Source organism: Saccharothrix mutabilis subsp. mutabilis (assembly GCF_039521145.1).
Taxonomy (GTDB): Bacteria; Actinomycetota; Actinomycetes; order Mycobacteriales; family Pseudonocardiaceae; genus Actinosynnema; species Actinosynnema mutabilis.
The window spans coordinates 508,692-535,125 of the sequence record NZ_BAAABU010000004.1; the positions used below are offsets into that span (position 1 = coordinate 508,692).

27 protein-coding genes and 4 tRNA genes are annotated in these 26,434 nt (G+C 71.4%); 17 read left to right on the plus strand and 14 right to left on the minus strand.

Annotated elements, in window-relative coordinates; translation table 11 throughout:
- Positions 1 to 193 precede the first annotated feature (193 nt).
- The 5 genes from ABD126_RS13435 to ABD126_RS13455 all read right to left on the minus strand — a co-directional run bounded on the left by ABD126_RS13435 (position 194) and on the right by ABD126_RS13455 (position 3,516).
- Positions 194 to 1,048, minus strand: a complete 855-nt coding sequence (locus ABD126_RS13435; protein WP_343934105.1) for a GGDEF domain-containing protein — start codon at positions 1,046 to 1,048, stop codon at positions 194 to 196.
- A gap of 160 nt (positions 1,049 to 1,208) precedes the next feature.
- Positions 1,209 to 1,667: a hypothetical protein gene (locus ABD126_RS13440; RefSeq protein WP_343934106.1), complete on the minus strand. Its 459-nt coding sequence runs from the start codon at positions 1,665 to 1,667 to the stop codon at positions 1,209 to 1,211.
- A complete protein-coding gene (dusB, locus tag ABD126_RS13445) occupies positions 1,660 to 2,802 on the minus strand; it encodes a tRNA dihydrouridine synthase DusB (RefSeq protein ID WP_343934107.1) in 1,143 nt (380 codons plus the stop codon). The genes ABD126_RS13440 and dusB overlap by 8 nt, the downstream gene beginning before the upstream one ends.
- Before the next feature lie 69 nt (positions 2,803 to 2,871).
- Positions 2,872 to 3,039 carry a hypothetical protein gene (locus tag ABD126_RS13450; protein ID WP_343934108.1) on the minus strand — a complete coding sequence of 56 codons (168 nt, stop codon included), beginning with the start codon at positions 3,037 to 3,039 and terminating at the stop codon, positions 2,872 to 2,874.
- Positions 3,040 to 3,516 (minus strand): GNAT family N-acetyltransferase, encoded by a 477-nt coding sequence (locus ABD126_RS13455; protein ID WP_343934109.1) that lies wholly within the window; start codon positions 3,514 to 3,516, stop codon positions 3,040 to 3,042.
- Positions 3,517 to 3,709: 193 nt separating this feature from the next.
- Between ABD126_RS13455 and ABD126_RS13460 the strand changes: the two genes are divergently transcribed.
- A complete protein-coding gene (locus ABD126_RS13460; protein ID WP_343934110.1) occupies positions 3,710 to 5,191 on the plus strand; it encodes an alkaline phosphatase family protein in 1,482 nt (493 codons plus the stop codon).
- Here the strand turns inward: ABD126_RS13460 and lysA are convergent.
- Together lysA and ABD126_RS13470 are read right to left on the minus strand one after the other, a co-directional pair.
- The gene (gene lysA, locus ABD126_RS13465; protein ID WP_343934111.1) at positions 5,188 to 6,432 is read right to left on the minus strand and encodes a diaminopimelate decarboxylase; all 1,245 of its coding nucleotides are present in this window, start codon (positions 6,430 to 6,432) and stop codon (positions 5,188 to 5,190) included. The two genes, ABD126_RS13460 and lysA, sit on opposite strands and share 4 nt — an antisense overlap.
- A 282-nt stretch (positions 6,433 to 6,714) precedes the next feature.
- Positions 6,715 to 6,790: transfer RNA gene (locus ABD126_RS13470), tRNA-Lys, on the minus strand.
- Between the two features lie 88 nt (positions 6,791 to 6,878).
- On the opposite strand from ABD126_RS13470, the gene ABD126_RS13475 reads away from it, so the two are divergent.
- On the plus strand, positions 6,879 to 7,733 hold the full coding sequence (locus tag ABD126_RS13475) for an exodeoxyribonuclease III (protein WP_343934112.1): 855 nt from the start codon (positions 6,879 to 6,881) through the stop codon (positions 7,731 to 7,733).
- Between the two features lie 55 nt (positions 7,734 to 7,788).
- On the opposite strand, the gene ABD126_RS13480 is transcribed toward ABD126_RS13475, so the two are convergent.
- Entirely contained in the window at positions 7,789 to 8,799 is a 1,011-nt protein-coding gene (locus ABD126_RS13480) for an FAD-dependent monooxygenase (protein WP_343934113.1), read from the minus strand.
- Positions 8,800 to 8,856: 57 nt separating this feature from the next.
- On the opposite strand from ABD126_RS13480, the gene ABD126_RS13485 reads away from it, so the two are divergent.
- The 5 genes from ABD126_RS13485 to ABD126_RS13505 all read left to right on the plus strand — a co-directional run bounded on the left by ABD126_RS13485 (position 8,857) and on the right by ABD126_RS13505 (position 18,200).
- Positions 8,857 to 9,399 carry a TetR/AcrR family transcriptional regulator gene (locus ABD126_RS13485; RefSeq protein WP_343934114.1) on the plus strand — a complete coding sequence of 181 codons (543 nt, stop codon included), beginning with the start codon at positions 8,857 to 8,859 and terminating at the stop codon, positions 9,397 to 9,399.
- Between the two features lie 51 nt (positions 9,400 to 9,450).
- Positions 9,451 to 10,650 (plus strand): hypothetical protein, encoded by a 1,200-nt coding sequence (locus ABD126_RS13490; RefSeq protein WP_343934115.1) that lies wholly within the window; start codon positions 9,451 to 9,453, stop codon positions 10,648 to 10,650.
- An 88-nt stretch (positions 10,651 to 10,738) separates the two neighbouring features.
- Positions 10,739 to 11,299 carry a hypothetical protein gene (locus ABD126_RS13495; RefSeq protein WP_343934116.1) on the plus strand — a complete coding sequence of 187 codons (561 nt, stop codon included), beginning with the start codon at positions 10,739 to 10,741 and terminating at the stop codon, positions 11,297 to 11,299.
- On the plus strand, positions 11,299 to 13,326 hold the full coding sequence (locus ABD126_RS13500; protein ID WP_343934117.1) for an SPFH domain-containing protein: 2,028 nt from the start codon (positions 11,299 to 11,301) through the stop codon (positions 13,324 to 13,326). Before ABD126_RS13495 ends, ABD126_RS13500 begins: the two co-directional genes overlap by 1 nt.
- An 11-nt stretch (positions 13,327 to 13,337) precedes the next feature.
- Positions 13,338 to 18,200 (plus strand): DNA repair ATPase, encoded by a 4,863-nt coding sequence (locus ABD126_RS13505; RefSeq protein ID WP_343934118.1) that lies wholly within the window; start codon positions 13,338 to 13,340, stop codon positions 18,198 to 18,200.
- Between the two features lie 7 nt (positions 18,201 to 18,207).
- Here the strand turns inward: ABD126_RS13505 and ABD126_RS13510 are convergent, their stop codons facing one another.
- Positions 18,208 to 18,780 (minus strand): hypothetical protein, encoded by a 573-nt coding sequence (locus ABD126_RS13510; RefSeq protein ID WP_343934119.1) that lies wholly within the window; start codon positions 18,778 to 18,780, stop codon positions 18,208 to 18,210.
- Between the two features lie 190 nt (positions 18,781 to 18,970).
- Between ABD126_RS13510 and ABD126_RS13515 the strand changes: the two genes are divergently transcribed.
- The 3 genes from ABD126_RS13515 (at position 18,971) to ABD126_RS13525 (ending at position 21,202) form a co-directional block, all read left to right on the plus strand.
- The gene (locus ABD126_RS13515) at positions 18,971 to 19,810 is read left to right on the plus strand and encodes an oxygenase MpaB family protein (protein ID WP_343934120.1); all 840 of its coding nucleotides are present in this window, start codon (positions 18,971 to 18,973) and stop codon (positions 19,808 to 19,810) included.
- Positions 19,811 to 19,973: 163 nt separating this feature from the next.
- Entirely contained in the window at positions 19,974 to 20,801 is an 828-nt protein-coding gene (locus ABD126_RS13520; RefSeq protein ID WP_343934121.1) for a glutamate ABC transporter substrate-binding protein, read from the plus strand.
- Between the two features lie 197 nt (positions 20,802 to 20,998).
- The gene (locus ABD126_RS13525; RefSeq protein WP_121224525.1) at positions 20,999 to 21,202 is read left to right on the plus strand and encodes a cold-shock protein; all 204 of its coding nucleotides are present in this window, start codon (positions 20,999 to 21,001) and stop codon (positions 21,200 to 21,202) included.
- A 65-nt stretch (positions 21,203 to 21,267) separates the two neighbouring features.
- On the opposite strand, the gene ABD126_RS13530 is transcribed toward ABD126_RS13525, so the two are convergent.
- From ABD126_RS13530 to ABD126_RS13540, 3 genes are all read right to left on the minus strand, one after another.
- On the minus strand, positions 21,268 to 21,576 hold the full coding sequence (locus ABD126_RS13530; protein WP_343934122.1) for a hypothetical protein: 309 nt from the start codon (positions 21,574 to 21,576) through the stop codon (positions 21,268 to 21,270).
- A gap of 276 nt (positions 21,577 to 21,852) precedes the next feature.
- A complete protein-coding gene (locus ABD126_RS13535) occupies positions 21,853 to 22,059 on the minus strand; it encodes a heavy-metal-associated domain-containing protein (RefSeq protein WP_343934123.1) in 207 nt (68 codons plus the stop codon).
- Positions 22,060 to 22,104: 45 nt separating this feature from the next.
- Complete coding sequence (locus tag ABD126_RS13540) at positions 22,105 to 22,566, minus strand: hypothetical protein (protein ID WP_343934124.1); 462 nt, start codon at positions 22,564 to 22,566, stop codon at positions 22,105 to 22,107.
- A 166-nt stretch (positions 22,567 to 22,732) separates the two neighbouring features.
- Between ABD126_RS13540 and ABD126_RS13545 the strand changes: the two genes are divergently transcribed.
- The 5 genes from ABD126_RS13545 to ABD126_RS13565 all read left to right on the plus strand — a co-directional run bounded on the left by ABD126_RS13545 (position 22,733) and on the right by ABD126_RS13565 (position 24,224).
- A complete protein-coding gene (locus ABD126_RS13545; RefSeq protein ID WP_121224536.1) occupies positions 22,733 to 22,975 on the plus strand; it encodes a hypothetical protein in 243 nt (80 codons plus the stop codon).
- A 177-nt stretch (positions 22,976 to 23,152) separates the two neighbouring features.
- Positions 23,153 to 23,788 (plus strand): ScbR family autoregulator-binding transcription factor, encoded by a 636-nt coding sequence (locus ABD126_RS13550; RefSeq protein ID WP_343934125.1) that lies wholly within the window; start codon positions 23,153 to 23,155, stop codon positions 23,786 to 23,788.
- A gap of 154 nt (positions 23,789 to 23,942) precedes the next feature.
- Positions 23,943 to 24,015 (plus strand) — tRNA-Glu (locus tag ABD126_RS13555).
- Positions 24,016 to 24,037: 22 nt separating this feature from the next.
- A tRNA-Asp gene (locus ABD126_RS13560) sits at positions 24,038 to 24,111 on the plus strand.
- A 36-nt stretch (positions 24,112 to 24,147) separates the two neighbouring features.
- Positions 24,148 to 24,224: transfer RNA gene (locus ABD126_RS13565), tRNA-Phe, on the plus strand.
- A 42-nt stretch (positions 24,225 to 24,266) separates the two neighbouring features.
- Here the strand turns inward: ABD126_RS13565 and ABD126_RS13570 are convergent.
- Entirely contained in the window at positions 24,267 to 24,995 is a 729-nt protein-coding gene (locus ABD126_RS13570; protein WP_343934127.1) for a PP2C family serine/threonine-protein phosphatase, read from the minus strand.
- Between the two features lie 63 nt (positions 24,996 to 25,058).
- On the opposite strand from ABD126_RS13570, the gene ABD126_RS13575 reads away from it, so the two are divergent.
- Together ABD126_RS13575 and ABD126_RS13580 are read left to right on the plus strand one after the other, a co-directional pair.
- Entirely contained in the window at positions 25,059 to 25,271 is a 213-nt protein-coding gene (locus ABD126_RS13575; RefSeq protein ID WP_343934128.1) for a helix-turn-helix domain-containing protein, read from the plus strand.
- Positions 25,268 to 25,801, plus strand: a complete 534-nt coding sequence (locus ABD126_RS13580; protein ID WP_343934129.1) for a Clp protease N-terminal domain-containing protein — start codon at positions 25,268 to 25,270, stop codon at positions 25,799 to 25,801. Before ABD126_RS13575 ends, ABD126_RS13580 begins: the two co-directional genes overlap by 4 nt.
- On the opposite strand, the gene yczE is transcribed toward ABD126_RS13580, so the two are convergent.
- The gene (gene yczE / locus ABD126_RS13585) at positions 25,785 to 26,420 is read right to left on the minus strand and encodes a membrane protein YczE (protein ID WP_343934130.1); all 636 of its coding nucleotides are present in this window, start codon (positions 26,418 to 26,420) and stop codon (positions 25,785 to 25,787) included. The two genes, ABD126_RS13580 and yczE, sit on opposite strands and share 17 nt — an antisense overlap.
- Positions 26,421 to 26,434 lie beyond the last annotated feature (14 nt).

Here is a 26,434-nt window from a genome sequence, read left to right on the forward strand (position 1 = left end):
GCGGTCAATACGGGGTCGTCATCACGAGTTGACGACATCAAGGACACATTGGTTGCACCAACGGCGTGTCACTTGCCTTGGCGATACTACGGATGACCGCCAGTCCTGACGACCACTCCCGGTGATACAGGGGTCGTGTGTAGTCAGTTGCGCTCAGCAGGCTACGTCCGAACGGGTGAGCTGCCGCAAAGACTCAGTAACCGGCGACCCTCGGTTCGGCGATCCCGCGCCGCCCCGCCGCGGCCCCGGCCAGGCGCACCCGACCGCCCTCCCGGTAGGCGACCGCGTTCCGTCCTGACTGCTTGGCGGTGTAGAGCAGGCTGTCCGCCCGCAGCAGCTGTTGCTCGGGCGCGACCGGCGGACGTGTCGACGGGTCCCCCGCGGGAGGCTCATAAGCCAACCCGATGCTGACGGTCACTCGCAAACCGGGGGCCAGCGAAGCCCAGGCGTGACGCTCGACACGCATGCGGGCCGACTCCGCGATCTCCACCCCGGCGGCGGCGTCCACACCCGGCAGCACGAGAACGAACTCCTCACCGCCGTACCGGGCGCAGAACCCGTCCTCCGGCAACTCCTCCTGCAACAGCTCGACCACGCGCTGCAACACCCGATCACCCAGAAGGTGACCAAACGTGTCATTCACCTGCTTGAACCAGTCGAGGTCGATCAACGCGATGGCGAGCCCGTCGGCGGTGGCCCGGTCCGTGACCATGCCGAGCAGCCGCTCGTCCAGGTACCGCCGGTTGTAACTGTCGGTGAGGCTGTCTCTCAGGCTCTGCTCGCGGGCTTCCGCGTGCTCGCGGCGCAGCCGGTCCACCTCGCGGCGCAGTTGCTCGGGGACGTGCGGCTGCTCGTCCTGGTCGGCGTAGACCAGGTCGAACGCCGACCGCAGGTGCTGGTACGCCTGCCGCCACTGGCCGCGGGAGGCGAGCAGCGCGGCGATCGACTCGTGCAACTGCACCAGCCCGGTACCCTCCGAGGCGGCCCGGTCCTCCTCGGACCTGTCGTCGCTGTCGAAGTCGGCGACTTCGGGTCGCAGTGCGGTCATCGCGCTCACCTCCCTACTTGCCAAGGTGTCGTCTGTTGCAACGCGGTGCTTGAGCCGGCGGGACGCGTCACAGGAGGAATTCCCTCTACCGGTTGACCGTGCACTGCTCCGAACTGGTGACGTTCGGTGATCAACTACCCGGAACGTGTGCCCAGCGTGGTCAAGCGGCGCAGGGCGCGAAGCCGTACGCCTTGCCGTTGAGCAGGACGATGTGCTGGGAGCCGATCTGACTGCCGATCTCGGTGCCCTCCTGGAACGCGGTGAGCGTCACGGCGACCACCAGCACGACCCCGCGCGGGTGCTCGTCCTCGCCCGGCGGCGTCCAGTCGGGGTCCAGGCGCAGCGTGGACATGGTCGGCTGCACCTTGATGGTGCCCTTCGGCAACTCGCAGTCCTCGTCGCGGAAGTCCGGGTGCTGGGTGTCGGCGAGCAGCTCGTGCTGCTCGGACACGCCGCGGCCGGCGGCCTCGTTGAGCGCGGCGAAGTAGCTGGTGACCAGTTCGCGTTCCACGTCGGTGACGCGCAGCGGTCGGGGCGTCCCGGCCACGGTCGAGCCGCAGGCCGCGAGCAGCAGCGCGCAGGCGGCGAACAAGGCGGCCCGCAGCGCCCGGTCACCCACCGGAGTGCATGTCTTCCGCTGCGGGGACCATGCCGTCCTCGGGGTCGTCCAGCCACCCCTCGGGCAGCACGACCTTCGCCGGCGACCCCTGCCGGCCGCGCGGGCCCTCGGCGTCGAGCGTCTCGGCGTCCGGGTCGAGCCGGCCGAGCAGGTCGTCCAGCTCGGCGGTGGTGGACACCATCGCGAGGCTGCGCCGCAGGTCCGCGCCGACCGGGAACCCCTTGAGGTACCAGGCCATGTGCTTGCGCAGGTCGCGGATGCCCTTGTCCTCGCCCAGGTGCGCGGCGAGCAGGCGGCCGTGACGGGCGATGATCTCGGCGACCTTGCCCAGCCCGGGGGCGGCGGGGACCGGTTCGCCGTTCATCGCGGCCTGGAGTTCGCCGAACAGCCACGGGCGGCCCAGGCAGCCGCGTCCGACGACGACGCCGTCGCAGCCGGTCCTGGCGACCATGTCCAGGGCGTCCCGGGCGCTGAAGATGTCGCCGTTGCCCAGGACGGGAATGCTGGTCACGGCCTCCTTGAGGCGCGCGATGGCGGTCCAGTCGGCCTGGCCGGAGTACCGCTGGGCGGCGGTCCGGGCGTGCAGCGCAACCGCTTGCGCGCCCTCGTCCTCGGCGATGCGGCCCGCGTCCAGGAACGTGTGGTGGTCGTCGTCGATGCCGATGCGGAACTTCACGGTGACCGGCACCCCGGCCGGCTCGGCGGCCCGCACCGCGGCCCGCACGATGTCCCGGAACAACCGCCGCTTGTACGGCAGCGCCGCCCCGCCGCCCTTGCGGGTGACCTTGGGCACCGGGCAGCCGAAGTTCATGTCGATGTGGTCCGCCCGGTCCTCACCGACGATGATCTTCGCGGCCTCGCTCATGGACACCGGGTCCACGCCGTAGAGCTGCAACGACCGCGGGTGCTCGGCGGCGCCGAACGTGATCATCTCCATCGTCTTGGAGTCGCGTTCGACGATGGCGCGGGCCGTGATCATCTCGCAGACGTACAGCGACGTGGGGCTGCCGAACTCCCGGCAGAGCTGCCGGAACGCCACGTTGGTGATGCCGGCCATCGGCGCGAGCACGACGGCCGGGTCGACCGCGTACGGGCCGATCCGGAGGTCTGTCGAGGTCTGGAGTGCGGTGGACATCCAGGCCATTGTCACCCAGCGACGGGAGTGGCGGACGCCATACGCCCCGAATCCCGCACGTCGACCCGGTCACGCCCTCGCCGGCCGGGCCGAACGCCCGCCCATCGGCGACTCGTCGGCCGCGGTGACGATCGCGTCCGCCCGGGCTCGCGTGATGTCACCCACCACCACCTCGATCAGGCACCGAGCGTGGCACGGCTCCCCGATCGGGCGGTCCTCGTTCGTCCCTGAGCGCAATCACAGCTCCAACCCCCAGTCGTTGCACCGCATGAAGCTCCCCGGCGGGTACTCGAACGACACCTCCCCGAACAACGTGAACCCCACCTTCCGGCACACGGCGTTGGACGCCGCGTTCCCCACCGCCGGGAACGCGTGCACCCACCGCGGCCCGCCGGTCGCCCGCACGCGCTCCACGACCGCCGCCGCGGCCGCCACGGCCACCCCGCGCCCCTGGCACTCCGGCACGACGCTCCACCCCACCTCGTGGACCGCCGCCCCCTGCCACTGCCTCGGCCAGAACCCCGCCGCCCCCGCCGGGACCCCGTCGAGCACCACCCGGAACATGCCCGAACCCGGCGCCAGGTAGCGCCGGTGCCGGTCGGCCACGCGCTCGTCGGACTCCGGCCCGCCGAGGTGGGCCGTCATCTCCGGCGCGTTGAGCCGGTGCAGCAGGCCGAGGTCCTCTTCCGACCAGGCCTCCAGGTGGACGGTCATGGCACCAGGGTGCCGGCGGGGTACGACAATCTCGCGATCACCGCAGGTCAGAGCGCGTTCACAGGGGTTGGCCAAGCGCCCGCCGGACGATCGCTGTCCACGCTTCGGCGCACGTTCCCGCCGCGTTCACCGCCCGCCCCTAGCGTCGAGCCCCGGACCGGAACCGGTCTATACCTGTTACCAAGGAGGCAGGGTGCGAGGGAAACTCGCGTTGGCTCTGGCGCTGGTCGCCGCCGTGGTCGCCGTCCCGACCGCGGACGCCGCTCCGAAGACACCGAAGGTGCTGGTCATCGGCCTCGACGGAGCCCGGTACGACAAGCTGCTCGCCGCCGACACCCCGAACGTCCACGCGCTCGCCCAGCGCGGCTACTCGTCCCGCAGCGTCCTCTACGGCACGGGCATGGCGCCCACCGTCAGCGGTCCGGGCTGGTCGACCATCCTGACCGGCGTCTGGCCGGACCGGCACAAGGTCAAGGACAACTCGTTCGCCGGCAACGCCCTGAGCGGCTTCCCGAGCTGGCTCGCCCGCGCCAACACCGCCAAGCCCACGCTCGACACGTACGCCGCCGTGGACTGGAAGCCCATCTCCGACCACATCCTGCGCACCGGCCAGGACCGCAAGTTCGTCCTCGACGGCGACGCGCTGGGCTACGAGGGCTCCGACGAGAAGGTCGCCGCCGACGCCGAGAAGCACCTCGCCCAGAACGCCGCCGACGCGTCGTTCGTCTACTTCGGCAAGACCGACATCGCGGGCCACAACCACGGCGCGGACTCCGCGCAGTACCAAGCGTCCCTGCGCGCGGACGACGCCCACGTCGGCCGCCTGCTGCGAGCCGTGGAAAGCCGTCCCGACTACGCCGACGAGGACTGGCTGATCCTGCTCACCACCGACCACGGCCACACCCCGACCGGCGGCCACGGCGGTGACAGCCCCGAGGAGCGCATGACGTTCGTGATCGCGGCCGGCGGCGGCGTCCCGCTGGGCACGCCGACCGCGCAGCCGAAGATCGTGGACGTCGCGGCCACCGCCCTGCGGCACCTGGGCGTCACCGCGGCCCTCGACGGGCACGCCCTGGGCGCCGCGCCCGCCGACCCGTTCGAGTCGGTGACCCTCAAGCCGCGCCAGGACGAGACGGGCGTGCCCGCGTCGGTCCTGGGGTGGACGCACGACGCCCCGGCGGGCTGGACCGTCCGCACCACCGCGCCGCAGGGTGTCGCGGAGTGGCAGGGCTGGTCGTTCACCACGGACGACTTCTGGACCCGCATCGCGCCCGGCCAGCACCGCGAGGCCAACGTGCGGGCGCGCGGCGTGTTCGCCGTGGCCGACCCGGACGAGTGGGACGACAAGGGCGCGCCGTCCACGTTGGGCCGGTTCGACTCGACGCTGTCCTCGCCGGGGTACGACGTGGCCGGCGCGTCCTCGGTGACGGTGAAGTTCGGCTCCCACTACCGTCATGAGAACCCGCAGCGCGCATCGGTGACCGTGGCGTTCGACGGTGGCGCGGAGCGCACGGTGCTGTCTTACGGCTCCGGGACCGCCGATGTGATTGCCGGGACCGTGTCGCTGAACGTTGCCGTGCCGAGCGGTGCGCAGCGCATGCTCGTGTCGTGGCGCCTTTATGACGCCGGGAACAACTGGTACTGGGCCGTGGACGCGCCGAGCGTGACCCGCTAGCCGAGGTCGCGGCGGAGCAGGTCCTCCTCGGTCTCCGCCCGGACCAGGACGCGCGTCGTGCCGTCCCACACGCCGACCAGTGCGGGGCGGCACACCTGGTTGTAGTTCGAGGCGAGCGAGTGGTGGTACGCGCCGGTGACCGGGACCGCGATCACGTCACCCGGGTGAACGTCCCTCGGGAGGTCTAGATCGCCGATCACGTCACCGGCCTCGCAGTGCCGTCCGACGAGCGTCACCCGCGTCGTCGGGCCGCCGTCGCGGAGCAGTCGTGGCTGGTAGCGAGCGCCGTAGAGGGCCGGGCGGGCGTTGTCGCCCATGCCACCGTCGACCGCCACGAACGGGTGCTTCACGGAAGTCACCCGGTAGAGGGTGATCCCGGCTTTGGCGACGATCGAACGGCCGGGTTCGACGATCAGTTGGGGCGGTTCGACGCGGTGGCGGGCGCACTCGTAGCGGATGGCCCGGGTGACGCGGTCGGCGAACCCGACGAGGTCGAAGTCCGTTTCGCTGCTCGTGTAAGCCACCCCGAACCCGCCGCCCAGGTCGAGTTCGCGGATCGGGCGACCGAGCCGGGCGATCAGCGCGACCATGCGGCGGGCGGCCTGCTCGTAGGTGGCGACGTGCCGGATCTGCGAGCCGATGTGGCAGTGCAGGCCGACCAGTTCGAGGTCCGGACGCCCGTCGAGGACCTCCAGCGCTCGTCCGAGGTCGTGCTCACCCAACCCGAACTTCTGCCCGGTGTCGCCGGTGGCGAGCGCGGGGTGCGTGTCGGCGGCGATCCCCGGCAGGACGCGCAGCAACACCTTGGCGTCGGCGATCCGCTCCAACTCGTCCACGGAATCGACCACGATCCGTCCGACGCCATGGGCTGCCTTCAAGTCTTCGGGTGTCTTGGCGTTGCCGTGGAAGAGGATCTTCTCGTCCGGCACCCCGGCGGCCCGCGCCACGGCCAGCTCCCCGGCGGAACAGACGTCCAACCACAACCCTTCCTCATGAACCCACCGCAGAACCGCTTTGCACGAAAGCGCTTTGCTGGCGTAGACCACCCGAACCCCGCCCAACACCTCCCGAACCCGCCGGCACCGTAGCCGCACTTCGTTCTCGTCGATCACGTAGGTGGGCGTGCCGAACGTGGCGGCGATCCACCGCAACAACCGATCGTCCACCGAGGGCCACAACCGTGGATCGGGCGCGGGGTGCAGGGAATGGGCCAACGTGGGCAAGATGTCGGAAAGCGTCATACGGCAAGCAGACCCCCACCCGCCGCGCCGAACACGCCTCGACAACGCCCCTTTGACACACCCCCACCGAATCCTGCCGCCCCCTTGACCCCCCGATGACCCACACCACAACCCACAGACCGCCTGGGTGAACGTGGCTGATCACCAACCCGCACTCGCCACGCCGGTCAACCCGACACCGCCCGCCTGGCGTCCACACGAGACCCGGCGGCCAGAGACCCGCGCCGCATCGCTCCGCATTCGCCCGAGGGGTTCGACTGAATCGAGCGGGGCAGGGAGAACTGGTGGGCCGCCAGGGACTCGAACCCTGAACCCGAAGATTAAAAGTCTCCTGCTCTGCCAATTGAGCTAGCGGCCCGTGGGACAGCTTACCGAGGTCCTCGCACGTGGTGGGTGTGGGTGGGTCCGGGGTGTGGGTGGGGTCACTTGCGCACTACCTTGGGGGGATGCGGGTGGCCACGTGGAACGTCAACTCGGTCAAGCAGCGGGTGCCTCGGTTGTTGCCCTGGTTGGAGCAGCGGCGGCCCGATGTGGTGTGCCTGCAGGAGACCAAGCTCGCCGACGACGCCTTCGCCGAGCTGTTGGGCGAGCCGTTGGCCGGGCTCGGGTACGAGTTCGCCGCGCACGGGGAAGGGCGGTGGAACGGGGTCGCGGTGTTGTCCCGGGTCGGGTTGGCCGACGTCGTGGCCGGGATGGCGGACGGGCCCGGGTTTCCGCAGCCGGAGGCGCGGGTGGTGGCCGCCACGTGCGGGGGTGTGCGGGTCTTCTCCGTCTACGTGCCCAACGGTCGCGAGCCCGACTCCGACCACTACCGGTACAAGCTGGAGTGGCTGGCGGCCCTGCGGGACGTGGTGCGGGAGTCCGGGGACCAGGTGATGGTGTGCGGGGACGTCAACATCGCGCCCGCGGACGAGGACGTGTTCGACCCCGCCGCCTACGTGGGCCACACCCACGTCACCGGCCCCGAACGCGAAGCGCTGCGACAGCTCGAAGCGCTGGGGCTCAAGGACGTCGTGCGGGACCGGTGGCCCGGGCAACGCGTTTTCACCTACTGGGACTACCGGGCCGGTATGTTCCACCAGGACCTCGGCATGCGCATCGACCTGGTCCTCGCCTCCGCACCGGTGGCCGCCCGCACCAAGGCCGCCTGGGTGGACCGCCACGCCCGCAAGGGCACCGGGCCCAGCGACCACGCCCCGGTCATCGTGGACCTCGACACGGCACCCGACGGGGACATCGGACCCGTCGTCCCGCCGCCCTCCGCGCCCCGGAAGACCAAGAAGCTCCCGCAGGCCAAGTAGGTCCCGCAGGCCGAACGAACTTCCGCCGACCCGGGTAGCTCCCGCAGGAAGGGAACTAGCCGGCCAGTTCGTCGGGTTCCAGGTCCGCGCTCCACGACGGGGCGGGGGCCAGGGCCAGGGCGATCCGCAGGGCCGTGTCGCGGACGGGCACGAGACGGCGGACCCGGGCCAGGCGGTTGAGCAGCAGGGAGCGTTTCACCAGGCGTTGGGTCGTCCGTCGCCGAACGCGGTCGTACTCGCGCAGGCCCGACGCGACGTCACCCGCGGCCAACGCCGTCGCCAGCGCCAGGCCGTCGATGATCGCCTGGCACGCCCCCTGCCCCAGGTCGGGCGTCATGGCGTGCGCCGCGTCGCCGATCAGCGCCACCCGGTCGCGCACGTACGTCCGCAGCGGCGGCAGGTAGTCGAGGCTGTGCCGCAGCACGTCCCGGCTCTCGGCGAGCACCCTCGGGATCGGGTCGTGCCACGTCGAGAACGCCGTCAGGTCACCGTCCGGCGCGGTCAGCGCGTACCAGTTCGTGCGGCCGTCGGCCTGGGGCGTCAGGCCGAACTTCACCCCGCGGCCCCACGTCTCGCCGCCCGCCGGCACCGCGAAGTCGACCGTCCCGCGCCACCCGACCGAGCCCGACGGCCGCGGTTCGACGCCGAACAGCGACCGCCGCACCCCGCTGCCGATGCCGTCCGCCCCCACCACCAGGTCGTGGTCGCACCCCTGCCACGTCACGGCCTCGCCGAACCGGACCACCCCGGCCGGCAGGGCGTCCGCGAGCACCCCGAGCAGCGCCGGCCGGGTGAGCAGGTGCACGTCCGCGCCCAACCGGCCCAGCACGGTCCCGTCGGGCCTGCGAACGGTCCCCTCCGGCTGCCGACGCCCCGCCCGGCGGGCCCGGTCGCCGACGCCGAGCCGGTCCAGCGCCGCCATCGCGTCCCGCCAGATCCCGAGCCCCGTCCCGGTCGCCGGCAGGCCGGCGGACCGCTCGAACACGGTCACGTCCCAGCCCGCCCGGCGCAGCCCGATGGCCGCGGCCAGGCCGCCCACCCCTCCGCCGATCACCGCTGCTCTCATGCCGGGGACCGTACTACGGATGTAGTCAGGCTGACTACGGGTGTAGTGTCACGACTCGTGACGAGACGGCAGCAGGTGCTGGACGCGGCCATCCGCGTGCTCGGCACCGCCGGCCCCCGCGCCCTCACCCACCGCGCCGTCGACGCCGGGGCCGGCCTGCCGGAGGGCTCCACCTCCAACCTCTTCCGCACCCGGGACGCGCTGGTCGGCGGGGTCGTCGAACGCCTCCTCGAACGCGAACGGGAGCTGTGGCAGACCCTGTCCGGCGACGTCTCCACGCCGGAGAAGCTCGCCGACGCACTCGGCCGCGTGGTCGAGGAGCTGGCCGCCGAACGCGTCCTCACCCTCGCCCGGCACGCCGTCTTCGTGGACGCCGCGGTCCGCCCCGAGCTGGGCAGGCGGATCGCCGAGGCCCACCAGCGGATCGCCGAGTGGGCCGTGCCGATCATCAGCGCGGTCGGCTCGAAGGACCCCGCCGCCGACCTGGCGCTCCTGCTCGCCACGGTCGACGGCCTGCTCACCAACCAGCTGGCCAACCCGCGGCCGGACTTCCGGCCCGCCCGCGCCTTCCACGTGGTGCTGCGCGGCATCGTGGCCTGACAGCGGGGCCCCGCAGCGACACCCCGCCCGCGAGCCGACATCATGTGCCGCGTGGACCTGACGCGGGCGTTCCTGGCCGACAAGAGCCTGCACGGGGTGATGGCGGACCTCGACCTGCCACCCGCCCTCGACGCCGTGTACGGCCACCGCCTGGCGCCCCGCCCGTTCTTCCTGGACCGCGCGGAAGCCGACCGCGTGACCGAGGACGTGCGCCGCTTCCACGACCTCCTGCTCTCCCTGCCGCGCAGGCTGTTCGGCGGCAGCCTGACCCGGTGCGCCGATGCCCTGGGCGTGCCGCCGGAACAAGCCGCGCTCATGTCCGCCGACCCGCCCCCGTTCCACGGCCGGGCCGACCTCTACCGGACCACCGACGGCTTCAAGCTGCTGGAGTTCAACTCCGGCAGCCAACTGGGCGGCACCGACCTCGGCGACATCGCCCGCGCCATCAAGGAAAGCCCGACCATGCGGGACTTCGCGCGCGACCTGGACTACGTGCACCCGGTCGAGAAACTCCTGCGCGCCATCAAACCCGGCACCACGGCCTTCCTGGAAGCGGGCGGCATGCTCGCCAAGTACGCCAAGGGTTTCGCGTCGCTCCAGGAGTCCTGCCGGCGACTGGGCCGGGAAATCCTGTTGGGAGAACTGGAAGACCTCACCGAACGCAACGGTTACCTGTACCTGAACGGGACGAAGCTGGACGTGGTCGTCCGCTACTTCAACCCGGAACAAGCCGTCGGCAAAGCGGAAGCCTTCCTCAAAGGCACGAAGACCGAAGTGTTCACGCCGTTGTCGAGCTACCTCTACGGCTACAAGTCCACGCTGGCCCTGCTCTCCACCGCCGACCTCGACCGTGACGAACAGGCCCTGGTGGACCGCCTCCTGCCCTGGACCCGCAAACTGGAGGACGTCGACCGGGACCACGTCCGGGCGAACCGCGAGAACCTCCTCCTCAAAGCGTCGGGCGAGTTCGCGGGAACCGGCGTCCACGCCGGCTGGCTGCACGACGACCGCGAGTGGAACGCCCTGCTGGACGAGTGCGCGCACAAACCGCACGTGGTGCAGGAACGGGTCCGGCCGGTCCTGGACCCGATGCCCGACGACGACCGCGGCTGGCTCACCACGTGGGGCTGGTTCGTGACGGAGGAGGGCTTCGCCGGCATGAGCATCCGCACCATGCCCCACGAAGCCGGCGCGGTCGTCAGCTACGGCGGCAACCCCGACACGAGAGTTTCCGGTCTGTTGCTGGGATAAGTGCTGCGTATCCGTTCGAACGCGTTGCGTGATTCACCCTCCGTAGCCGCAATTGGCGGGATACAGTCCCGCCAACAGAGGGGGGTGCATGGGGGAGTTCTTCGCAGCCGCGCTCGCCTTCCCGACCGTCCTGCTCACCATCCTGCTCGCCGCCGTCGTGCTGTTCTGGGTGTTCGCGGCGTTCGGGGTGGACCTCGACGGCGGCGTGGAACTGGCCTACGGGCTGGGTGGCGTGCCGTCCAGCGTCGTGTTCTCCCTCCTGGTGCCGGTCGCGTGGTTCACCTGCCTCGCCGGCGCGGCCCTGGTGGACGGGTACGACGTGGCCGTCCTGCTCGGGTCGCTGGTGGTCGGGTTCGGGACCGCCCGGGTGGCGGTGATCCCGTTGCGCCGCCTGTTCCCGGTGCTGCCCGACGCGTCCCGCGCCGACTTCGTGGGCCGGGTCTGCGTGATCCGGACCGGCACCGTGACCACCGCGTTCGGCCAGGCCGAGGTGACCGCCGCCGACGGTTCCTCGGCGATCGTCCAGGTGCGCCAGGCGGGCGCGGACGACCTGCGCGCGGGCATGTCCGCGCTGATCTTCGACTACGACCAGGACGGCGAGTTCTTCTGGGTCGCCCCGATCCCTACTTACCCGTTGGGGGAGCACTGATGGGAGTCATCACCACCGGCTTCGGCGTCCTCATCGCCGTCGCCCTGGTCGTCCTGATCGCGCTGCTGATCATGATCAGCCGCCTGTTCCGCAAGATCGACCAGGGCAAGGCGCTGATCATCTCCAAGGTGCGCAAGGTGGACGTGACGTTCACCGGCGCGGTCGTCCTGCCCGTGCTGCACCGCGCGGAGATCATGGACATCTCGGTGAAGACCATCGAGATCCGCCGCGCCGGCCACGAGGGCCTCATCTGCAAGGACAACATCCGCGCGGACATCCGGATCACGTTCTTCGTGCGGGTCAACAAGACCGTCGAGGACGTCATCAAGGTCGCCCAGGCCATCGGCACCGCCCGCGCCAGCGACGAGCAGACCCTCCAGGAGCTGTTCAACGCCAAGTTCTCCGAGGCGCTCAAGACCGTCGGCAAGCAGCTCGACTTCGTGGACCTCTACACCCACCGCAACGAGTTCCGCGACCGGATCATCGAGGTGATCGGCACCGACCTCAACGGCTACAGCCTGGAGGACGCGGCGATCGACTACCTCGAACAGACGCCGATGGAGCACCTCAACCCGAGCAACATCCTCGACGCGCAGGGCATCCGCAAGATCACCGAGCTGACCGCGATCGAGCACGTCCGCACCAACGAGTACCAGCGCGGCGAGGAGAAGGAGATCACGCGCCAGAACGTCGAGGCGCGCGAGGCGATCCTGGAGCTGGAGCGGCGCAAGGCCGACGCGGAGATCAAGCAGAAGCGCGAGGTCGAGACCATGCGCGCCCGCGAGGAGGCCGAGATCGCCAAGGTGCAGGCGGAGGAGCGGCTCAAGGCCAGCACCGCCCACATCCGCACCGAGGAGCAGCTCGGCATCCAGCACGAGAACAAGAACCGCGAGATCGCGGTGGCGGAGAAGAACCGCGAGCGCGTCATCGCCATCGAGAGCGAGCGCATCGAGAAGGACCGCCAGCTGGAGGTCATCGGCCGCGAGCGCGAGACCGAGCTGACCCGCATCGCCAAGGACAAGGAGCTGGAGGGCGAGAAGCGGGCCATCGCCGAGGTCGTCCGCGAGCGGATCGCCGTCGAGAAGACCGTGGCGGAGCAGGAAGAGAACATCAAGAAGCTGCGCGCCCTGGAAGAGGCGGAGCGGCTGCGCCAGACCACGATCATCGCCGCCGAGGCCGAGGCCCAGGAGAACCTGGTCAAGGACATCAAGGCGGCCGAGGCCGCGGAGGCCGCCGCGAAGTTCAAGGCCCGCGAGGAGCTCCTGCTCGCCGAGGCGCGCCAGCAGGCCGCCGAGCTGGACACCCGCGCCATGATCCGGCTCGCCGAGGGCCGGCAGGCCGAGGCCGCCGCGACGGGCCTGGCCGACGTGCAGGTCAAGATGGCCGACGTGCAGGTCCGGGAGCGCGACGCCGAGGCGTTGGAGAAGGTCGGCCGCGCCGAGGCCGTGGTGGAGCGCGAGAAGGCCCTGGTGGCCGCCGAGGCGATCCGCGAGAAGCTCAAGGGCGAGGCCGAGGGCCTGGCGGACAAGGCGAACGCGATGGCCGCGCTGGACGGCGCCACCCGCGAGCACGAGGAGTACCGCCTGCGCCTGGAGACCGAGAAGGAGGTCCGGCTCGCCGGCATCGACGTGCAGCGGCAGATCGCCGAGTCCCAGGCGATGGTGCTGGCCGCGGGCCTGGAGAAGGCCGACATCGACATCGTCGGCGGCGAGACCATGTTCTTCGACCGGGTGGTCGGCGCGGTCACGGCCGGCAAGAGCGTCGACGGGTTCGTGGAGCACTCCGACGTGGCCAGGACGCTCGGCGCGTCGTGGCTCAACGGGAAGTCCGACTTCACCCAGGACATCGGCCGCGTGCTCGGCTCGTTCGGCACCGAGGACCTGAAGAACGTCACCGTGTCCGCCCTGCTGCTCAAGCTGATCAACTCCGGTGGTCCGGACGCCCCCGCGATGCGCGAGCTGCTGGCCACGGCCCAGCGCCTGGGTGTCGCGGAACGGCCGGTGGCCGCGCTCGCCGGCCAGTCGTGACCGACCCGGTCATGACCAACCCAGTCGTGACGCGGGACGCATCGCCGACCGCGACCCTGGACGCCGGCACGTACGAGGTGCTGCGGGCCCGGCTGGCCGACCAGGCCGCCGGGCTCGCCCGCCGGGCCGAGGCGCTCAACGCGCGCCGGCTGGAGGTGTTCGGCAGCGCCGAGCTGGCGCTGCTGGGCACCGAGCGCATCCGCACCGAGAACAACTGCGTGCCACGCGACGTCGTCCAAGTAGCCGGGCTGATGTTGTTCGGCTACAACGTGTTCATCGGCCTCAAGCCGGAGACCACGATCGACGACGTCTTCTCGCTGCACCGGTTCACCCGCGACGGCGACGCGTTCCGGTTCGAGGACGCGGACCGCGCCGAGCTGCCCGGCCTGCTGGACGACCCGCAGTTCGAACGCGACTTCGCCGAGCTGTACCGGTACTACCGCGACACCCGGCTCATGCAGCTGCGCCGCGTCGAGGGCAAGCTGCTCGCCGTCTTCCAGACCGGCGCCCGCACCGAGGACATCCGGGTGCTGCGCTGGCAGGTCGGCACCGACGGCACGGTGAAGTACCTGGACAACCGGGGCGAGCGCGACCACGTCTTCCCGCCGTCGCACGACTTCGAGTGGACGCCCACCGCGCGCGAGCACCACGTGCTGGGCCGCCACCCGCACATCTCCATCGAGGACGAGGTCTTCGTGGAGACCGTCGGCGGCGACCTCACCATCAAGGTGGAGAACAACACCGAGACCGGCGAGGGCATCTACCGCGAGCCGGTGGACGAGCCCTTGCAGTCGCTGGCCGACGCGGACGTCGAGTACGCGCGGGTCGGGTCGCAGATCCTCCTGCGCGTGCGCCCGTACAAAGAGACCGCGTGGCGGCACCTGGTGTTCAACACCCGCACCAAGAGCGTCGTGCGGCTGGACGGCGTCGGCCAGGCGTGCCAACGGCTCCCGGAGGACCAGGGCCTGATCTTCCCCGGCGGCTACTACCTCGCCACCGGTGTCAGCAAGACGTTCGACACCGCCGTGGACGAGCTGGAGTTCGAACGGGTCATCCGGTCCACCAACGGCGAGGACGTGCTCTACGTCTTCCACGCCCGCCGCGACGGCCGCTCGCTGTTGCTGCCCTACAACGTGATCCGCAAGGAAGTGGCGAACCCGCTGCCGTGCCACGGGTACTCGCTGTTCGACGACGGCACGCTGGTCGTCTTCCGGGCGTTGAGCGAGGAACCGACCCGCGTGCACCCGATGCAGGTGTGGCAGACGCCGTACCTGTCCGACACCTACGCCGCCGCGCAGCCGGCCGGCACCGGTCCGCTGGAGCGGGTCGGCAACGCGGACCTGGTGCGCGGCATCTCCGACTGCCTGTCGGTGAGCCGGATGGTCGGCGAGATGGCGCCGTCGGTGGCGGTTTTCGAGGACCTGATCGCCTCCTGCACCAGGGTGTTCGACTCCTACCACTGGCTGGGCGACCCGGAGCTGGGCGACCTGCGCACGCCGTTGACCGAGGTCCGGGCGACGGCCGAGCAGGTGCTGGACGAGTTCGAGACCGTGCAGGCGCTGACCGACCAGGCCGCGGCGGCGCTGGCCGAGGCCGCCGACGGCGTCGCGTCGATGGTCCGGCGCACCCGCGGCGAGGTGCCGGTGAGCGCGGACGCGTGGGTGCGCCAGCTCGCCGACCTGCGCGGCGCGCAGGGCCACCTGGTGACCCTGAAAGAGCTGCGGTACGTCGACCTCCGGCGGATCGAGGAGCTGTCCGCGCAGCTGGACGAGGAGCTGGGGTCCACCGCCCAGCGCGCGGTCGAGCACCTGCGCCGCGACGACGCGTTCACCGGCTACCACGAGCAGGTCGAGGAGCTGGTGGCCAAGGCGGAGGCGGTGCGGACGGTCGCCGAGGCCAAGCCGGTCACCGACGAACTCGCGGAGCGCCGGCGCGGGCTGGAGGTGCTGACCGAGGTCGTCGGGTCGCTGGAGATCGCCGACGCCACGGTCCGGACCTCGATCCTCGAACGCATCGGCGAGGTCCTCGGCGGGCTGAACCGCGCGCGGGCCACCGTGGACGGTCGTCGGCGCGAACTGCTGGCCACGGAAGGCCGGGCCGAGTTCGCGGCCGAGTTCGCGCTGCTCGGGCAGGCCATCACCGGCGCGCTCGCGGTCGCGGACACGCCCGCCGCCTGCGACGAGCAGCTCGGCCGGCTGCTGCTGCAACTGGAGAACCTGGAGACGCGGTTCGGCGAGTTCGACGACTTCCTGGCCCAGCTGGGCGCCAAGCGGACCGACGTCTACGAGGCGTTCTCCTCGCGCAAGCAGGCGCTGCTGGACGAGCGGTCCCGGCGCGCCGACCGGCTGGCCGACTCGGCGGAGCGCATCCTGACCGGCGTCGCGCGACGGGTGGCCGGGCTCGGGTCGCTGGACGAGGTCAACACCTACTTCGCGTCCGACCCGATGGTGGCCAAGATCCGGTCCATCGCGGCGGAGCTGCGCGACCTGGGCGACACCGTCCGCGCCGAGGAGCTGGACGGGCGGGTGCTCGCCGCGCGGCAGGAGGCGGGGCGCGCGCTGCGCGACCGGCTGGACCTGTTCGACGGCGAGACGATCAGGCTGGGTCGGCACCGGTTCGCGGTGAACACCCAGCCGGTGGACCTGACCCTGGTGCCCAAGGACGGCGCGCTGTCGTTCGCCATCACCGGCACCGACTACCGCGCCCCGGTGCGCGACGAGTCCTTCGCGGCCACGAAACCGTTCTGGGACCAGCTCCTGGTCTCCGAGACGGCCGAGGTCTACCGCGGCGAGCACCTGGCCGCGTCGATCCTCGCCGAGCAGCCGGTCGACGGCCTGCACGCCGCCGTCACCGACGGCCGCCTGCTCGACCTGGTCCGCGAGGTCGCCGAGACCCGGCTGGACGAGGGTTACGAGCGCGGCGTGCACGACCACGACGCCGCCAGGATCCTCGACGCGGTGCTGCGCCTGCACGCCGGCGCCGGGGTGCTGCGCTACCCGCCGTCCGCCCGTGCGGCGGCCCAGCTGTACTGGGCGGCGGCCGACGAGGAGTCCCGCAACCGGTGGACGCGGCGGGCGTCGTCGCTGGGACGGGCGCGGTCGGTGTTCGGGCACACGTCCGCGATCGACGAGCTGTGCGCGGAACTGGCTGCTCGGATCGGTGGTGCACAGCCCGGCGACCCGCTGGCCGGCGAGTACCTGTTCGAGGAGCTGTGCAGCGCGCCGTTCGGGTTCGCCACCAGCGCCGGCGCGCGGGCGCTGACCGAGGCGTTCCACCGGGCGCTGGGCAACCGCAAGGAGTTCGAGGACGACCTGCGCGCCCTCACCGACCCGGCGGACCGGAAAGCGCTGGTGGAGGGCTGGTACGGGGCGTTCCTGGCGGGCCGGGACGACCCCGACCTGCCCGAGGCGGTCGCCCTGGAGCTGTGCCGCGACCTGCCGCGCCACGAGTCGTCCGCCCAGCTCAAGTCCACTGTGGACGGACTGCTCGGCACGCACCCGCGGATCGTGGACCGCGAGCTGGACTTCCGGTTGGACGAGCTGCTGGCCCGGACCCGCCGGTTCCGCGCCGAGCGCGTGCCCGCCTTCCGCGCCTACCAGCGGCACCGCAACGAGGTCGTGGCGGCGGAGAAGCGGCGGCTGCGGCTGGAGGAGTACCAGCCGAAGGTGATGAGCGCGTTCGTCCGCAACCGCCTGCTGGACGAGGTCTACCTGCCGCTGATCGGCGACAACCTGGCCAAGCAGCTCGGCGCGGCGGGCGAGGACAAGCGCACCGACCAGATGGGCCTGCTGCTGCTCATCTCCCCGCCGGGCTACGGCAAGACGACCCTCATGGAGTACGTGGCCAACCGGCTGGGCCTGGTCTTCGTCAAGGTCAACGGCCCGTCCCTGGGCCACGACGTGACCAGCGTGGACCCGGCCGACGCCCCGAACGCGACGGCCCGGCAGGAGGTCGAGAAGATCTCCTTCGCGCTGGAGGCGGGCAACAACGTGCTGCTGTACCTGGACGACATCCAGCACACGTCCCCGGAGCTGCTCCAGAAGTTCATCTCGCTGTGCGACGCCCAGCGGCGGATGGAAGGCGTGTGGGACAGCCGGACGCGCACGTACGACCTGCGCGGCAAGCGGTTCGCGGTGTGCATGGCCGGCAACCCGTACACCGAGTCGGGGCAGCGGTTCCGCATCCCGGACATGCTCGCGAACCGCGCGGACGTGTGGAACCTGGGCGACGTGCTGTCCGGGCGCGAGGACCTGTTCGCGTTGAGCTACATCGAGAACGCGCTGACCTCCAACGCCGTGCTGGCCCCGCTGTCCACCAGGGACCGCGGGGACGTGGACCTGCTGGTCCGGATGGCGCGGGGCGAGGAGGTCCGGTCGGACCAGCTCAGCCACCCGTACACGTCGGTCGAGCTGGAGCAGGTGCTGTCCGTGCTGCGCAAGCTGTTGCGCGTGCAGGAGGTGGTGCTGGCCAACAACCAGGCCTACATCGCGTCGGCGGCGCAGTCGGACGCCGCACGGGTCGAGCCGCCGTTCCAGCTCCAGGGCTCGTACCGGAACATGAACAAGCTGGCGGAGAAGGTCGTCCCGGTGATGAACGACGCCGAGCTGATGGCCGTGATCGACGACCACTACCTGGGCGAGGCGCAGACCCTGACCTCGGGCGCCGAGGCCAACCTGCTCAAGCTGGCCGAGCTGCGCGGGACCCTGACCGCCGAGCAGGCCCGGCGGTGGACGGAGGTCAAGGCCGCCTACCTGCGGGCGCAGGCCCTGGGCGGCGCGGACGACGACCCGGTGAGCCGCGCGGTCGGCGCCGTCGGCCTGCTCGCCGACCGGGTGGGCGGGGCGATCGACCGGCTGGCGGACCGCGACCACTAGGGCGCGGTCAGCGGTCCACGCGCAGCCCGCGACCGGTGGGCCGGTCGTCGTCCCACTCGCAGGCGACGCCGTCGAGGTCGAGGTCGAGGTGGTGCCGGTCGCGCCCCTTGACCTCGATCTTCGTCAGCCCCTGCGCGCGCAGCCACTCGCAGGCCGCGCGGGGGTCCAGTGGGAAGAACCACGGCACGCACGGGCCGTCGGTCAGGTAGGAGCGGTCGCAGTTGTTGCGGTGCGGCGGCTGCTTCCCCGGCGGTTGCTTCCCCGGCGGTTGCTTCCCCGGCGGCTTCCTGCCCGGCGGCGTCGGCCGGGTGGTGCTGCCGGGCGGGTCCGGGACGGGCGTGGCGGTCACCGGGACCACCGGCCGCGGCTCCACCGGACCGGTGGTCGGTTCCCGGCGGTCCGGCGGGTGCACGGCGAGCGTGGTCGTGTGGGTGGCGCTGAGCATGCCCGGTTGCACGGGGCTCAGGTCCACCCTGCGGACGTCGACCGGGCGCGGCTGGTCCACGGCGATCGCCAGGGTCAACAGCGCGCCGGACGCCAGCACGCCCATCGCGCCGGCGAAGACCAGTCGTCTGCTCATCCCAGTACCCGCTCCAGACGGCACTCCACGGTGCCACGTGGAATCGCTCTTGTGGCCTACCGCGTTACGGGTGGGGCGCGCGGGTCACCCGATGCGGTCGGGGAGCCGGCGCACCTCGCACGCGGCCTCCCGGGTGCCGATCACCGCTCGACCCTCGGCCGCGCGCGCCGGCTGTGACACGATCGGGACCATGCCGGTGGACGTCGGGATCCTCGGACCGGGCACGGTGACGTGGCAGCTGCACGCCGACCCGGCGATGTGGGTCGCGGGCATCTCCAGCCTCTACCTCCAGGCCCTGCACCCGCGCGCGGTCGCCGGGGTGGTGCAGAACTCCAACTTCCGCGAGGACCCGCTGGGCCGCTTGATGCGGACGGCGAACTTCGTCGGCACCGTCAGCTACGGCACCACGAAGGAAGTCGAGGAGGCCGCCGCGAAGGTGCGCATGGTGCACCGGATGCTGCGCGGCAAGGACGAGTCCGGCCGGCGGTTCCGCATCGACGACCCCGAACTGCTGCTGTGGGTGCACTGCGCGGAGGTCCACTCGTTCGTCACCGTCGTGCGCCGCGCGGGCTACCGGCTCACCGACGCCCAGGTCGACAAGTACTACGACGAGCAGCGCCGCACCGCCGAACTGGTCGGGCTGCACGCGGACGAGGTCCCCGGCACCGCCGCCGACATGGCCGACTACTTCGCCGCGACCCTCCCGGAGTTGCGCCGGACCGAGGACTCCGAGGTGGTCTACCGGTTCCTGCACCGCCCGCCGGTCAACGGCCTGCTCCGCCTCGGCCTCGACGCCTACGAGCCGCTGCTGGGCCACCTCGCGTACTCCGTGCTGCCGCCGTGGGCGATCGCCCTGCACGGCCACCGCCCGTACCCCGAACCCGTCGCCACGGCCGTGCTCCGCGCCGCCCGGACCGCCGCCCTGCTGGTGCCGCCGCCGATCCGCTGGGGCGTCCCGGAGGGCCACGTGAACCGGGCCGTGCGACGCCTCGGGCTGGGCGCGGTGCCGCGCCGCTCCCTGCTGCCATAGGGATTTGTTCGACGTCACACCAATTCGTGCTCCGAACGGTCCAGCGGATTGCGCTGATGAGACCTTCGTCGCATAAGGATCTTCAATACCGGTGCTTAGCATGAACAACGTCTGGTGCGTAGATCCGCACCGCGTACCCAAGCACCCGGAAGGTTCGCAGCCCATGCTGTTCCGACGACTGCTGCCCGCGACCGCGGCGGTGGCCGCCCTCCTCCTCACGTCCGCCTGCGGCGGCGCGAGCGACGACACGCTCAAGGGCAAGGCCGAGGACGGCACGCTGACCATCGGCATCCGGTTCGACCAGCCGGGCCTCGGGCAGCGCCGCCTGGACGGCAAGTTCGTCGGCTTCGACGTCGAGGTCGCCAAGTACGTGGCCGGGAAGCTCGGCGTGCCCGAGTCCGGCATCACCTGGAAGGAAGCCCGCTCCGCCGACCGCGAGAAGCTGATCGCCGACGGCGCGGTGGACTTCGTCGTCGCGACCTACTCGATCACCGACAAGCGCAAGGAGAAGGTGTCCTTCGCGGGCCCGTACTTCCAGACCGGCCAGGGCGTCCTGGTGCGCTACACGGAGAACGACATCACCGGCCCGGAGACGCTCAACGGCAAGCGGCTGTGCTCGGTGACCGGGTCCACGTCGGCGCAGAAGGTCGCCTCGGAGTTCGCGCAGGACGTGGAACTGGTGGAGTACGGCCAGTACTCGGACTGCGTGACCGCGCTGCTCGCGGGCAACGTCGACGCCGTCACCACCGACGAGGTCATCCTCGCCGGGTACGTCGCCGAGAACCCCGAGCTGCTCAAGCTGGTCGGCGACACCTTCACCACCGAGCGCTACGGCGTCGGCCTGGCCAAGGACGACGCCGCCGGCCGCGCCGCGGTCAGCTCGGCGATCGAGCAGATGGTCGGCAGCGGCGAGTGGCGCAAGGCGTTGGAGCGCAACATCGGCCAGGCCGGCGTGGAGCTGCCCGATCCCCCGCAGGTCACCGAGAAGTAGCTCCTCGTTCAGTGGTAGTGCTGCGGGTGGTCAACCGATACGCTCGCGTGCGCAGGCCGTGGTTTCTGTGTTCGTGTCACACGCTCGCGGAACGACACGCGGGCGTGCCGTCCCCGCCGCAGGCGGTGGGGGGACGCCCCGGGACGGCCGGGGTTGCACGGTGCAGCCCCAAGCTTTCCTGCGATGGAGGCAGGTTCATGGCACTGGGCACGGTCAAGTGGTTCAACGCCGAGAAGGGCTTCGGGTTCATCGCCCAGGAGAACGGCGGTCCCGACGTCTTCGTGCACTACTCGGAGATCCAGGGCGGCGGCTTCCGCACCCTGGAGGAGAACCAGCGCGTCGAGTTCGAGATCGGCCAGGGCACGAAGGGTCCGCAGGCCCAGAACGTCCGCAAGGTCTGATCGCTTTCGCACGAGAGGCCCCCGACCGGTTGCGGTCGGGGGCCTCTCGGCGTTGATCGGGGTCGCTAGAAGCCGCGCTGGCGGGCTTCCCACTCCAGGCGCTGCATGACCCACTCGGTGGCCAGCGCCTGCGGCGACGTCTGCCGCTCGGCGGCCAGCTCCTTGAGCTGCTCGTTGGCCATGAGCTGGAGGCGGAGCTGGTAGACCTGCGCGTTGCCGAAGCTGCCGCCCGAGGCGGTGGTCTCCGCGTCGGTGTCGGGGGCCAGCGCCGCGAGGTACGAGGTCAGCTCCTCGTCCGGCAGGATCTCCTCCTGCTCCTTCTGCGGAGGGCGATGCCGACCTGACTTCGAGCGTCCTAGGGATCCAAGAGGCACCGCGCCACGATAACGGTTGAGTTGCGGAACGCCGCAAAGTGTGGCATGGGTCACAGTCGTGTGCATGGAGAGGCCCCCGCGCCAGGGGGAGGAACGCGGGGGCCGGAGGGGATCTCCACAGGCGCTGACCGGGGGTGTGTCAGCAATTCGGATTGTTGCACGTGCACCGTGGCCTGGGGAGTGGGTTGGGCCAGAATCTTCAGCTAGTCGATGCAAGCCAACCCGCCACGACTTCGTGCGGTGGTCCGGAAAATCCCCCACGACGGGGGTGTCGGTTCAGCCGACGAGCGCGTACCCGGCCTCGGTGACCGCGGCCTCCACCTCGTCGCGGCTGAGCTCGCGGGTGCTGGTCACGGTGACCGCGCCGGTGGCGAGCTGGACGTCCACGCCGGTCACGCCCTCCACGGCGGTCAGCTCCTCGGTGACGGAGCTGACGCAGTGGCCGCAGGTCATGCCGCTGACGGTGTAGGTGGTGACGGACATGGTTCCCATCCTCTCGACCGGGGTGCTCGGTCCGAGGATATACCCCTAGGGGGTAGTGGTGTCGTCGGGCGGGGTTTCGAGGCCGGTGATCTCGCTCTCCAGCCTGACGACCAGCTCTTCGAGGCCGGCGAGCATGCCGTCCAGCTCGGACATCTTGTCGCTCATCATCGCCTCGATGTCGGCCTCGATGGCGGCGAGGTTGAGGCTGCCGAAGAGGAGTTGCGGATCGACCGCGGGTCCGGCGCTGAAGGCCTCGGTGACCGTGGCGTCGATGGCCGGCGCTCCGGGCCCAGCCGCGGCGGCGGGCTCGGCGGCGGCGGGCTCGGCGGGTTCAGCCCCGGTGGCGGCTTCAGCGCCGGCCGGCTCGGCGGCGGCGGTCGGCTCCTCGGCTTCCGCCGGCGTCGGTTCGGCGGCCTCGCCCGCGGCGGTCGGTGCAGCGGTCTTGGCTGCCTCCGCGGGCTCCGGTGTGGTCTCGGGGTCGGTCGGCCGCGGGTTCGGCTCGGTCATGGGTTCACCCTCTCGCTTGTTCGCGCCAAGCACATCACGGGCCGCTTGACACCAAGTGGTTTACACGGAAAGTGACCCTCCGTTGCCTTGGAATCACTCTGCGGGGGGCTGCGGTGGTTCGACGGGCTCGCTTAGCCTCGCGCCAACCTCAAGTCGGGGAGGCGTCATGAGCGGGTCCCTAGAAGTGCGTCAGTTCCTGTGGAACCAGGACGACATCATGTCGAGGCCGGGCGGTGGGGTGCCCGCGCAGCGGACCGGTGAACCCTCGCGGATCTCGGACGAGCAGGTCCACCGCGCGCGGTTGTCGGTGGCACGAGGCGCGACCAGCGCCGAGGACTGCCGACTGCTGCTCGACATGCTCGGGCTGTCACCGGGCGAGGACGGCGGCCCGCCGCCCGTTCAGCGGTGAGCCGAGCGGCCCACCCGAGACGCACACCCCCCGGAAGCGCGTCTCGGGTGGGCCGCTTCGAAACATACCGAGCGGTCTATTTCGGGGCAATCCGCGCCGCCCGCTGCTTGCGCCCGTCGCACGCGCGCCCGAGGCTGTGCACGCACCGCACCGCACCGACCCACTCGGAGCCCCGTGATGTCCCCGCAGCACCGTGCGCTGGCCACCCGGGAGGCCATCCTCCGCGCGGCGGCCGAGGAGTTCGACCGCCTCGGCTACGACGCGGCGCCGTTGAGCGCCATCCTGGAGCGCAGCGGCGTCACCAAAGGCGCGTTCTACTTCCACTTCCCGTCCAAAGAAGCTCTGGCGTCGGCGATCGTCCAGGTCCAGGACGACACCTGGCCGCGCCTGACCGGGCAGTGGCGCGACCGGGGCCTCGACCCCCTGCGCACGCTGATCGGGCTGTTCGAGGAAGCCGTCTCGCTGCTGTCCCGCGACGTCGTGCTGCGCGCGGGCGTCCGGCTCGCCGCCGACCGGGACGTCGGCTACCCCGGCCTGTCCTCGGCGCACCTGCGGTGGGAGAAGGTCCTGGGCGACCTGCTGCTCGCCGCCCGGGACGCGGGCCAGCTGCGGCCCGGGGTCGATCCGGAGGCCGCCGCCCGCACCCTCACCTCCGCCGCGCTCGGCGCCCGCCTGATCTCCAGCGCCACGTGCCGCTGCGCCGACTTCCCCGAACGGATGCGGGAGGTGTGGCGGTTGGTCCTGCCCGGTCTCGCCACGGACGAGTGGTGCCCGCCCGCGCTGGAGGTGCTCGCCGCCCCGCAAGAGCCGTGACGACCCGGCCGGCGGGCGGTGGAATCGCAGGTCAACGACTTGGGGGACCCCCGTTTTGGAGTAGGGGGGACTCGTGCCCTATGCTTACGATGCTTCCACCGGACAGCGTGGAGGGCCTGGGAAGAAGGTGGCCCAAGGGCTGCCGGAGGAACTGGTCCCCATCGTCTAGCGGCCTAGGACCCCGCCCTTTCAAGGCGGTAGCGCGGGTTCGAATCCCGTTGGGGGCACGTAGTACAGTAGGAAAAGCAAGGCCCAGTGGCGCAGTTGGTTAGCGCGTCGCCCTGTCACGGCGAAGGTCGCGGGTTCAAGTCCCGTCTGGGTCGCAAGGCTGTTCGGCTGTTCGGCCGAGCCGCATACCTGGCCAGGTAGCTCAGTTGGTACGAGCGACCGCCTGAAAAGCGGTAGGTCGGCGGTTCGACCCCGCCCCTGGCCACCATTCGCGAAAAACCCACTCGATCCCGAGTGGGTTTTTCGCTTTTCAGAACCGGACCACCGCCAGCGCCTGGTCGTCGTGCACTTTCGAGCGACGCCACCGGGTGCGCTCCGGATCACCCGCCTCCGCCGCGCGGATCTCGTCCAGGACCGCTTCCGGTCCTTTTGCGAGCGTGATGTCCAACACTTCCCGCCAATCGGCGAACAAGCCGTAGTCGTCCACTCCACAAGAGACCCCGTCGGTCGCGAGCAGAACGGTGTGCGCCTCGTCACGCCGCCAGGTCCGCCGCACCGCCCGGTACGCCGCGGCCGGATCGGCTTCCGCGACCCAGAACCCGCCTTCGCGATTGCGCCAGTCCGTGATCCGGCTCACCTTTCCGCGCAGGTCGCGCAGCCGGTGGTCGGCGAGCACGTCCGTGCGCGCGCCGAAAGCCACCACCGGGCTGTCCGCCAGCACCAGCGCGTCCACGGTCTCGTCGGTCCAGCGGGCGATGGCGACCGTGCTGGACGGCGAGTCGCCGGGCACCAGGCCGAACCGGTCGGCCAGGCGCCCGATCGCCCGCGCGAGGTCGTCGGCCAGGTCACCGTCCAAGGAGGTCAGTTCCGCGGCCAGGGCGCGGGAGTGCCAGCCGCCGTCGCGTTCGGCCGGCGTGGGCGAGGTGGCCCCGTCCAGCACCACCACGGCGTTGGGCAGCACGACGATCCGGTCCTCGGTGGGGCGCGGCCGGCCGTCCAGCCCCACGCCGGCTCGTTCGGCGGTGATGATCTCGGGCATCACCACCGAGCCTAGTGTCAACCTGGGTTGACAACCGGCCGACTGTCAACCAGAGTTGACGCCATGACGGAGGCAACGGACCTCGCCTCGGCGGCCGGCGACCAGGACCCGCGGGTCGGGCTGCGGGCGGTCAGCGCACTGCGCCGGCTGCTCGAACAGCTCGAAGCCGTCCAGGTGCGCAACGCCCGCAACCGGGGCTGGTCGTGGCAGGAGATCGCGGCCGAGCTCGGCGTCAGCCGGCAGGCCGTCCACAAGAAGCACGGGGGCGGGCGATGATCGGGGAACGGTTCACCAGGGACGCCCGGCAGGCGGTGCAGGACGCGGTCAAGGAGGCCGAACGGGCCTCCGCCGACGCCATCGGGCCCGAGCACCTGCTGCTCGCGCTCCTCGACACGCCGGTGCTGGCGTCGTTCGACGTGCCGCGCGGCGAGGTCGAGGCCGCGCTGCGGGACGCCCGGCGCAAGGGCGGGCTCAGTGACGCCGACGCCGCGGCGCTGCGCGGCCTGGGCATCGACGTCGACCAGGTGGTGGCGTCGGTCGAGCGGTCGCTGGGCGAGGGGGCGCTGGCGGCCGGCGCGCCCCGGCGCAGGCGGTGGTTCCGCGGCCACCTGCCGTTCGCGCCGGCGGCCAGGAACACGCTCGCGCGCAGCCTCGCCGAGGCCCGCGACCTCGGTCACGGGACCCTCGGCAAGGAGCACCTGGTGCTGGCGCTGCTGTCCGGCAGGGGCCTCGTGGCCGAGGTGTTGAACGCGAAGGGCGTCAGCTACACCGAGGTGCGCAAGCGGGTCGTCAGCGCACCGCGGTGACCTTCGGCTCGACCCACGTGACCAGCGGCAGGAACAGCTGGGTCAGCGGGCCGATGGTCACCGCGTACAGGACGGTGCCCAGGCCGACCGTGCCGCCGAGCAGCCAGCCGGCGCCCAGGACGGCCACCTCGACCACCGTCCGGACCAGGCGCAACGACGCCCCGGTCCGCCGGCAGAACCCGGTGGTCACGCCGTCGCGCGGACCCGGCCCCAGCCGCGCCCCGATGTAGACGGCGGCGGCCAGGCCGTTCAGCACGATGCCCGCGACCAGGAACACGGCCCGGACCACCAGGTCCGACGGGGTCGGCAGGAGCCACAGGGTGACGTCCACCGCGACGCCGATCAGCACCACGTTGCTCACCGTGCCGACCCCGGGCCGCTGCCGCAGCGGGATCCACGCGAGCAGCACCAGCGCGCCGACGACCATGGTCACCGTGCCGAACGACAGGCCGCTGCGCTTGGCCAGGCCTTCGTGCAGCACGTCCCACGGGTCCAGGCCGAGGGTCGCGCGGATCTGGAGCGCCATGCTCGCCCCGTAGAGCCAGAGGCCCGCGAAGAGCTGGGGGACGCGGCGAAGAGGAGCGACGGTCGCGGGAACCGGAGTAAGGGCGGCGAGCATGTGGCCATCCTGAG

Excerpts from the sequence above, each read along its gene's own strand:
- ABD126_RS13435 (WP_343934105.1), bottom strand. The coding sequence starts at position 1,048 with ATGACCGCACTGCGACCCGAAGTCGCCGACTTCGACAGCGACGACAGG.
- dusB (WP_343934107.1), bottom strand. The coding sequence starts at position 2,802 with ATGTCCACCGCACTCCAGACCTCGACAGACCTCCGGATCGGCCCGTAC.
- ABD126_RS13455 (WP_343934109.1), bottom strand. The coding sequence starts at position 3,516 with ATGACCGTCCACCTGGAGGCCTGGTCGGAAGAGGACCTCGGCCTGCTG.
- lysA (WP_343934111.1), bottom strand. The coding sequence starts at position 6,432 with ATGACGCTTTCCGACATCTTGCCCACGTTGGCCCATTCCCTGCACCCC.
- ABD126_RS13475 (WP_343934112.1), top strand. The coding sequence starts at position 6,879 with ATGCGGGTGGCCACGTGGAACGTCAACTCGGTCAAGCAGCGGGTGCCT.
- ABD126_RS13480 (WP_343934113.1), bottom strand. The coding sequence starts at position 8,799 with ATGAGAGCAGCGGTGATCGGCGGAGGGGTGGGCGGCCTGGCCGCGGCC.
- ABD126_RS13495 (WP_343934116.1), top strand. The coding sequence starts at position 10,739 with ATGGGGGAGTTCTTCGCAGCCGCGCTCGCCTTCCCGACCGTCCTGCTC.
- ABD126_RS13500 (WP_343934117.1), top strand. The coding sequence starts at position 11,299 with ATGGGAGTCATCACCACCGGCTTCGGCGTCCTCATCGCCGTCGCCCTG.
- ABD126_RS13505 (WP_343934118.1), top strand. The coding sequence starts at position 13,338 with ATGACCAACCCAGTCGTGACGCGGGACGCATCGCCGACCGCGACCCTG.
- ABD126_RS13510 (WP_343934119.1), bottom strand. The coding sequence starts at position 18,780 with ATGAGCAGACGACTGGTCTTCGCCGGCGCGATGGGCGTGCTGGCGTCC.
- ABD126_RS13515 (WP_343934120.1), top strand. The coding sequence starts at position 18,971 with ATGCCGGTGGACGTCGGGATCCTCGGACCGGGCACGGTGACGTGGCAG.
- ABD126_RS13520 (WP_343934121.1), top strand. The coding sequence starts at position 19,974 with ATGCTGTTCCGACGACTGCTGCCCGCGACCGCGGCGGTGGCCGCCCTC.
- ABD126_RS13525 (WP_121224525.1), top strand. The coding sequence starts at position 20,999 with ATGGCACTGGGCACGGTCAAGTGGTTCAACGCCGAGAAGGGCTTCGGG.
- ABD126_RS13535 (WP_343934123.1), bottom strand. The coding sequence starts at position 22,059 with ATGTCCGTCACCACCTACACCGTCAGCGGCATGACCTGCGGCCACTGC.
- ABD126_RS13540 (WP_343934124.1), bottom strand. The coding sequence starts at position 22,566 with ATGACCGAGCCGAACCCGCGGCCGACCGACCCCGAGACCACACCGGAG.
- ABD126_RS13545 (WP_121224536.1), top strand. The coding sequence starts at position 22,733 with ATGAGCGGGTCCCTAGAAGTGCGTCAGTTCCTGTGGAACCAGGACGAC.
- ABD126_RS13550 (WP_343934125.1), top strand. The coding sequence starts at position 23,153 with ATGTCCCCGCAGCACCGTGCGCTGGCCACCCGGGAGGCCATCCTCCGC.
- ABD126_RS13570 (WP_343934127.1), bottom strand. The coding sequence starts at position 24,995 with ATGCCCGAGATCATCACCGCCGAACGAGCCGGCGTGGGGCTGGACGGC.
- ABD126_RS13575 (WP_343934128.1), top strand. The coding sequence starts at position 25,059 with ATGACGGAGGCAACGGACCTCGCCTCGGCGGCCGGCGACCAGGACCCG.
- ABD126_RS13580 (WP_343934129.1), top strand. The coding sequence starts at position 25,268 with ATGATCGGGGAACGGTTCACCAGGGACGCCCGGCAGGCGGTGCAGGAC.
- yczE (WP_343934130.1), bottom strand. The coding sequence starts at position 26,420 with ATGCTCGCCGCCCTTACTCCGGTTCCCGCGACCGTCGCTCCTCTTCGC.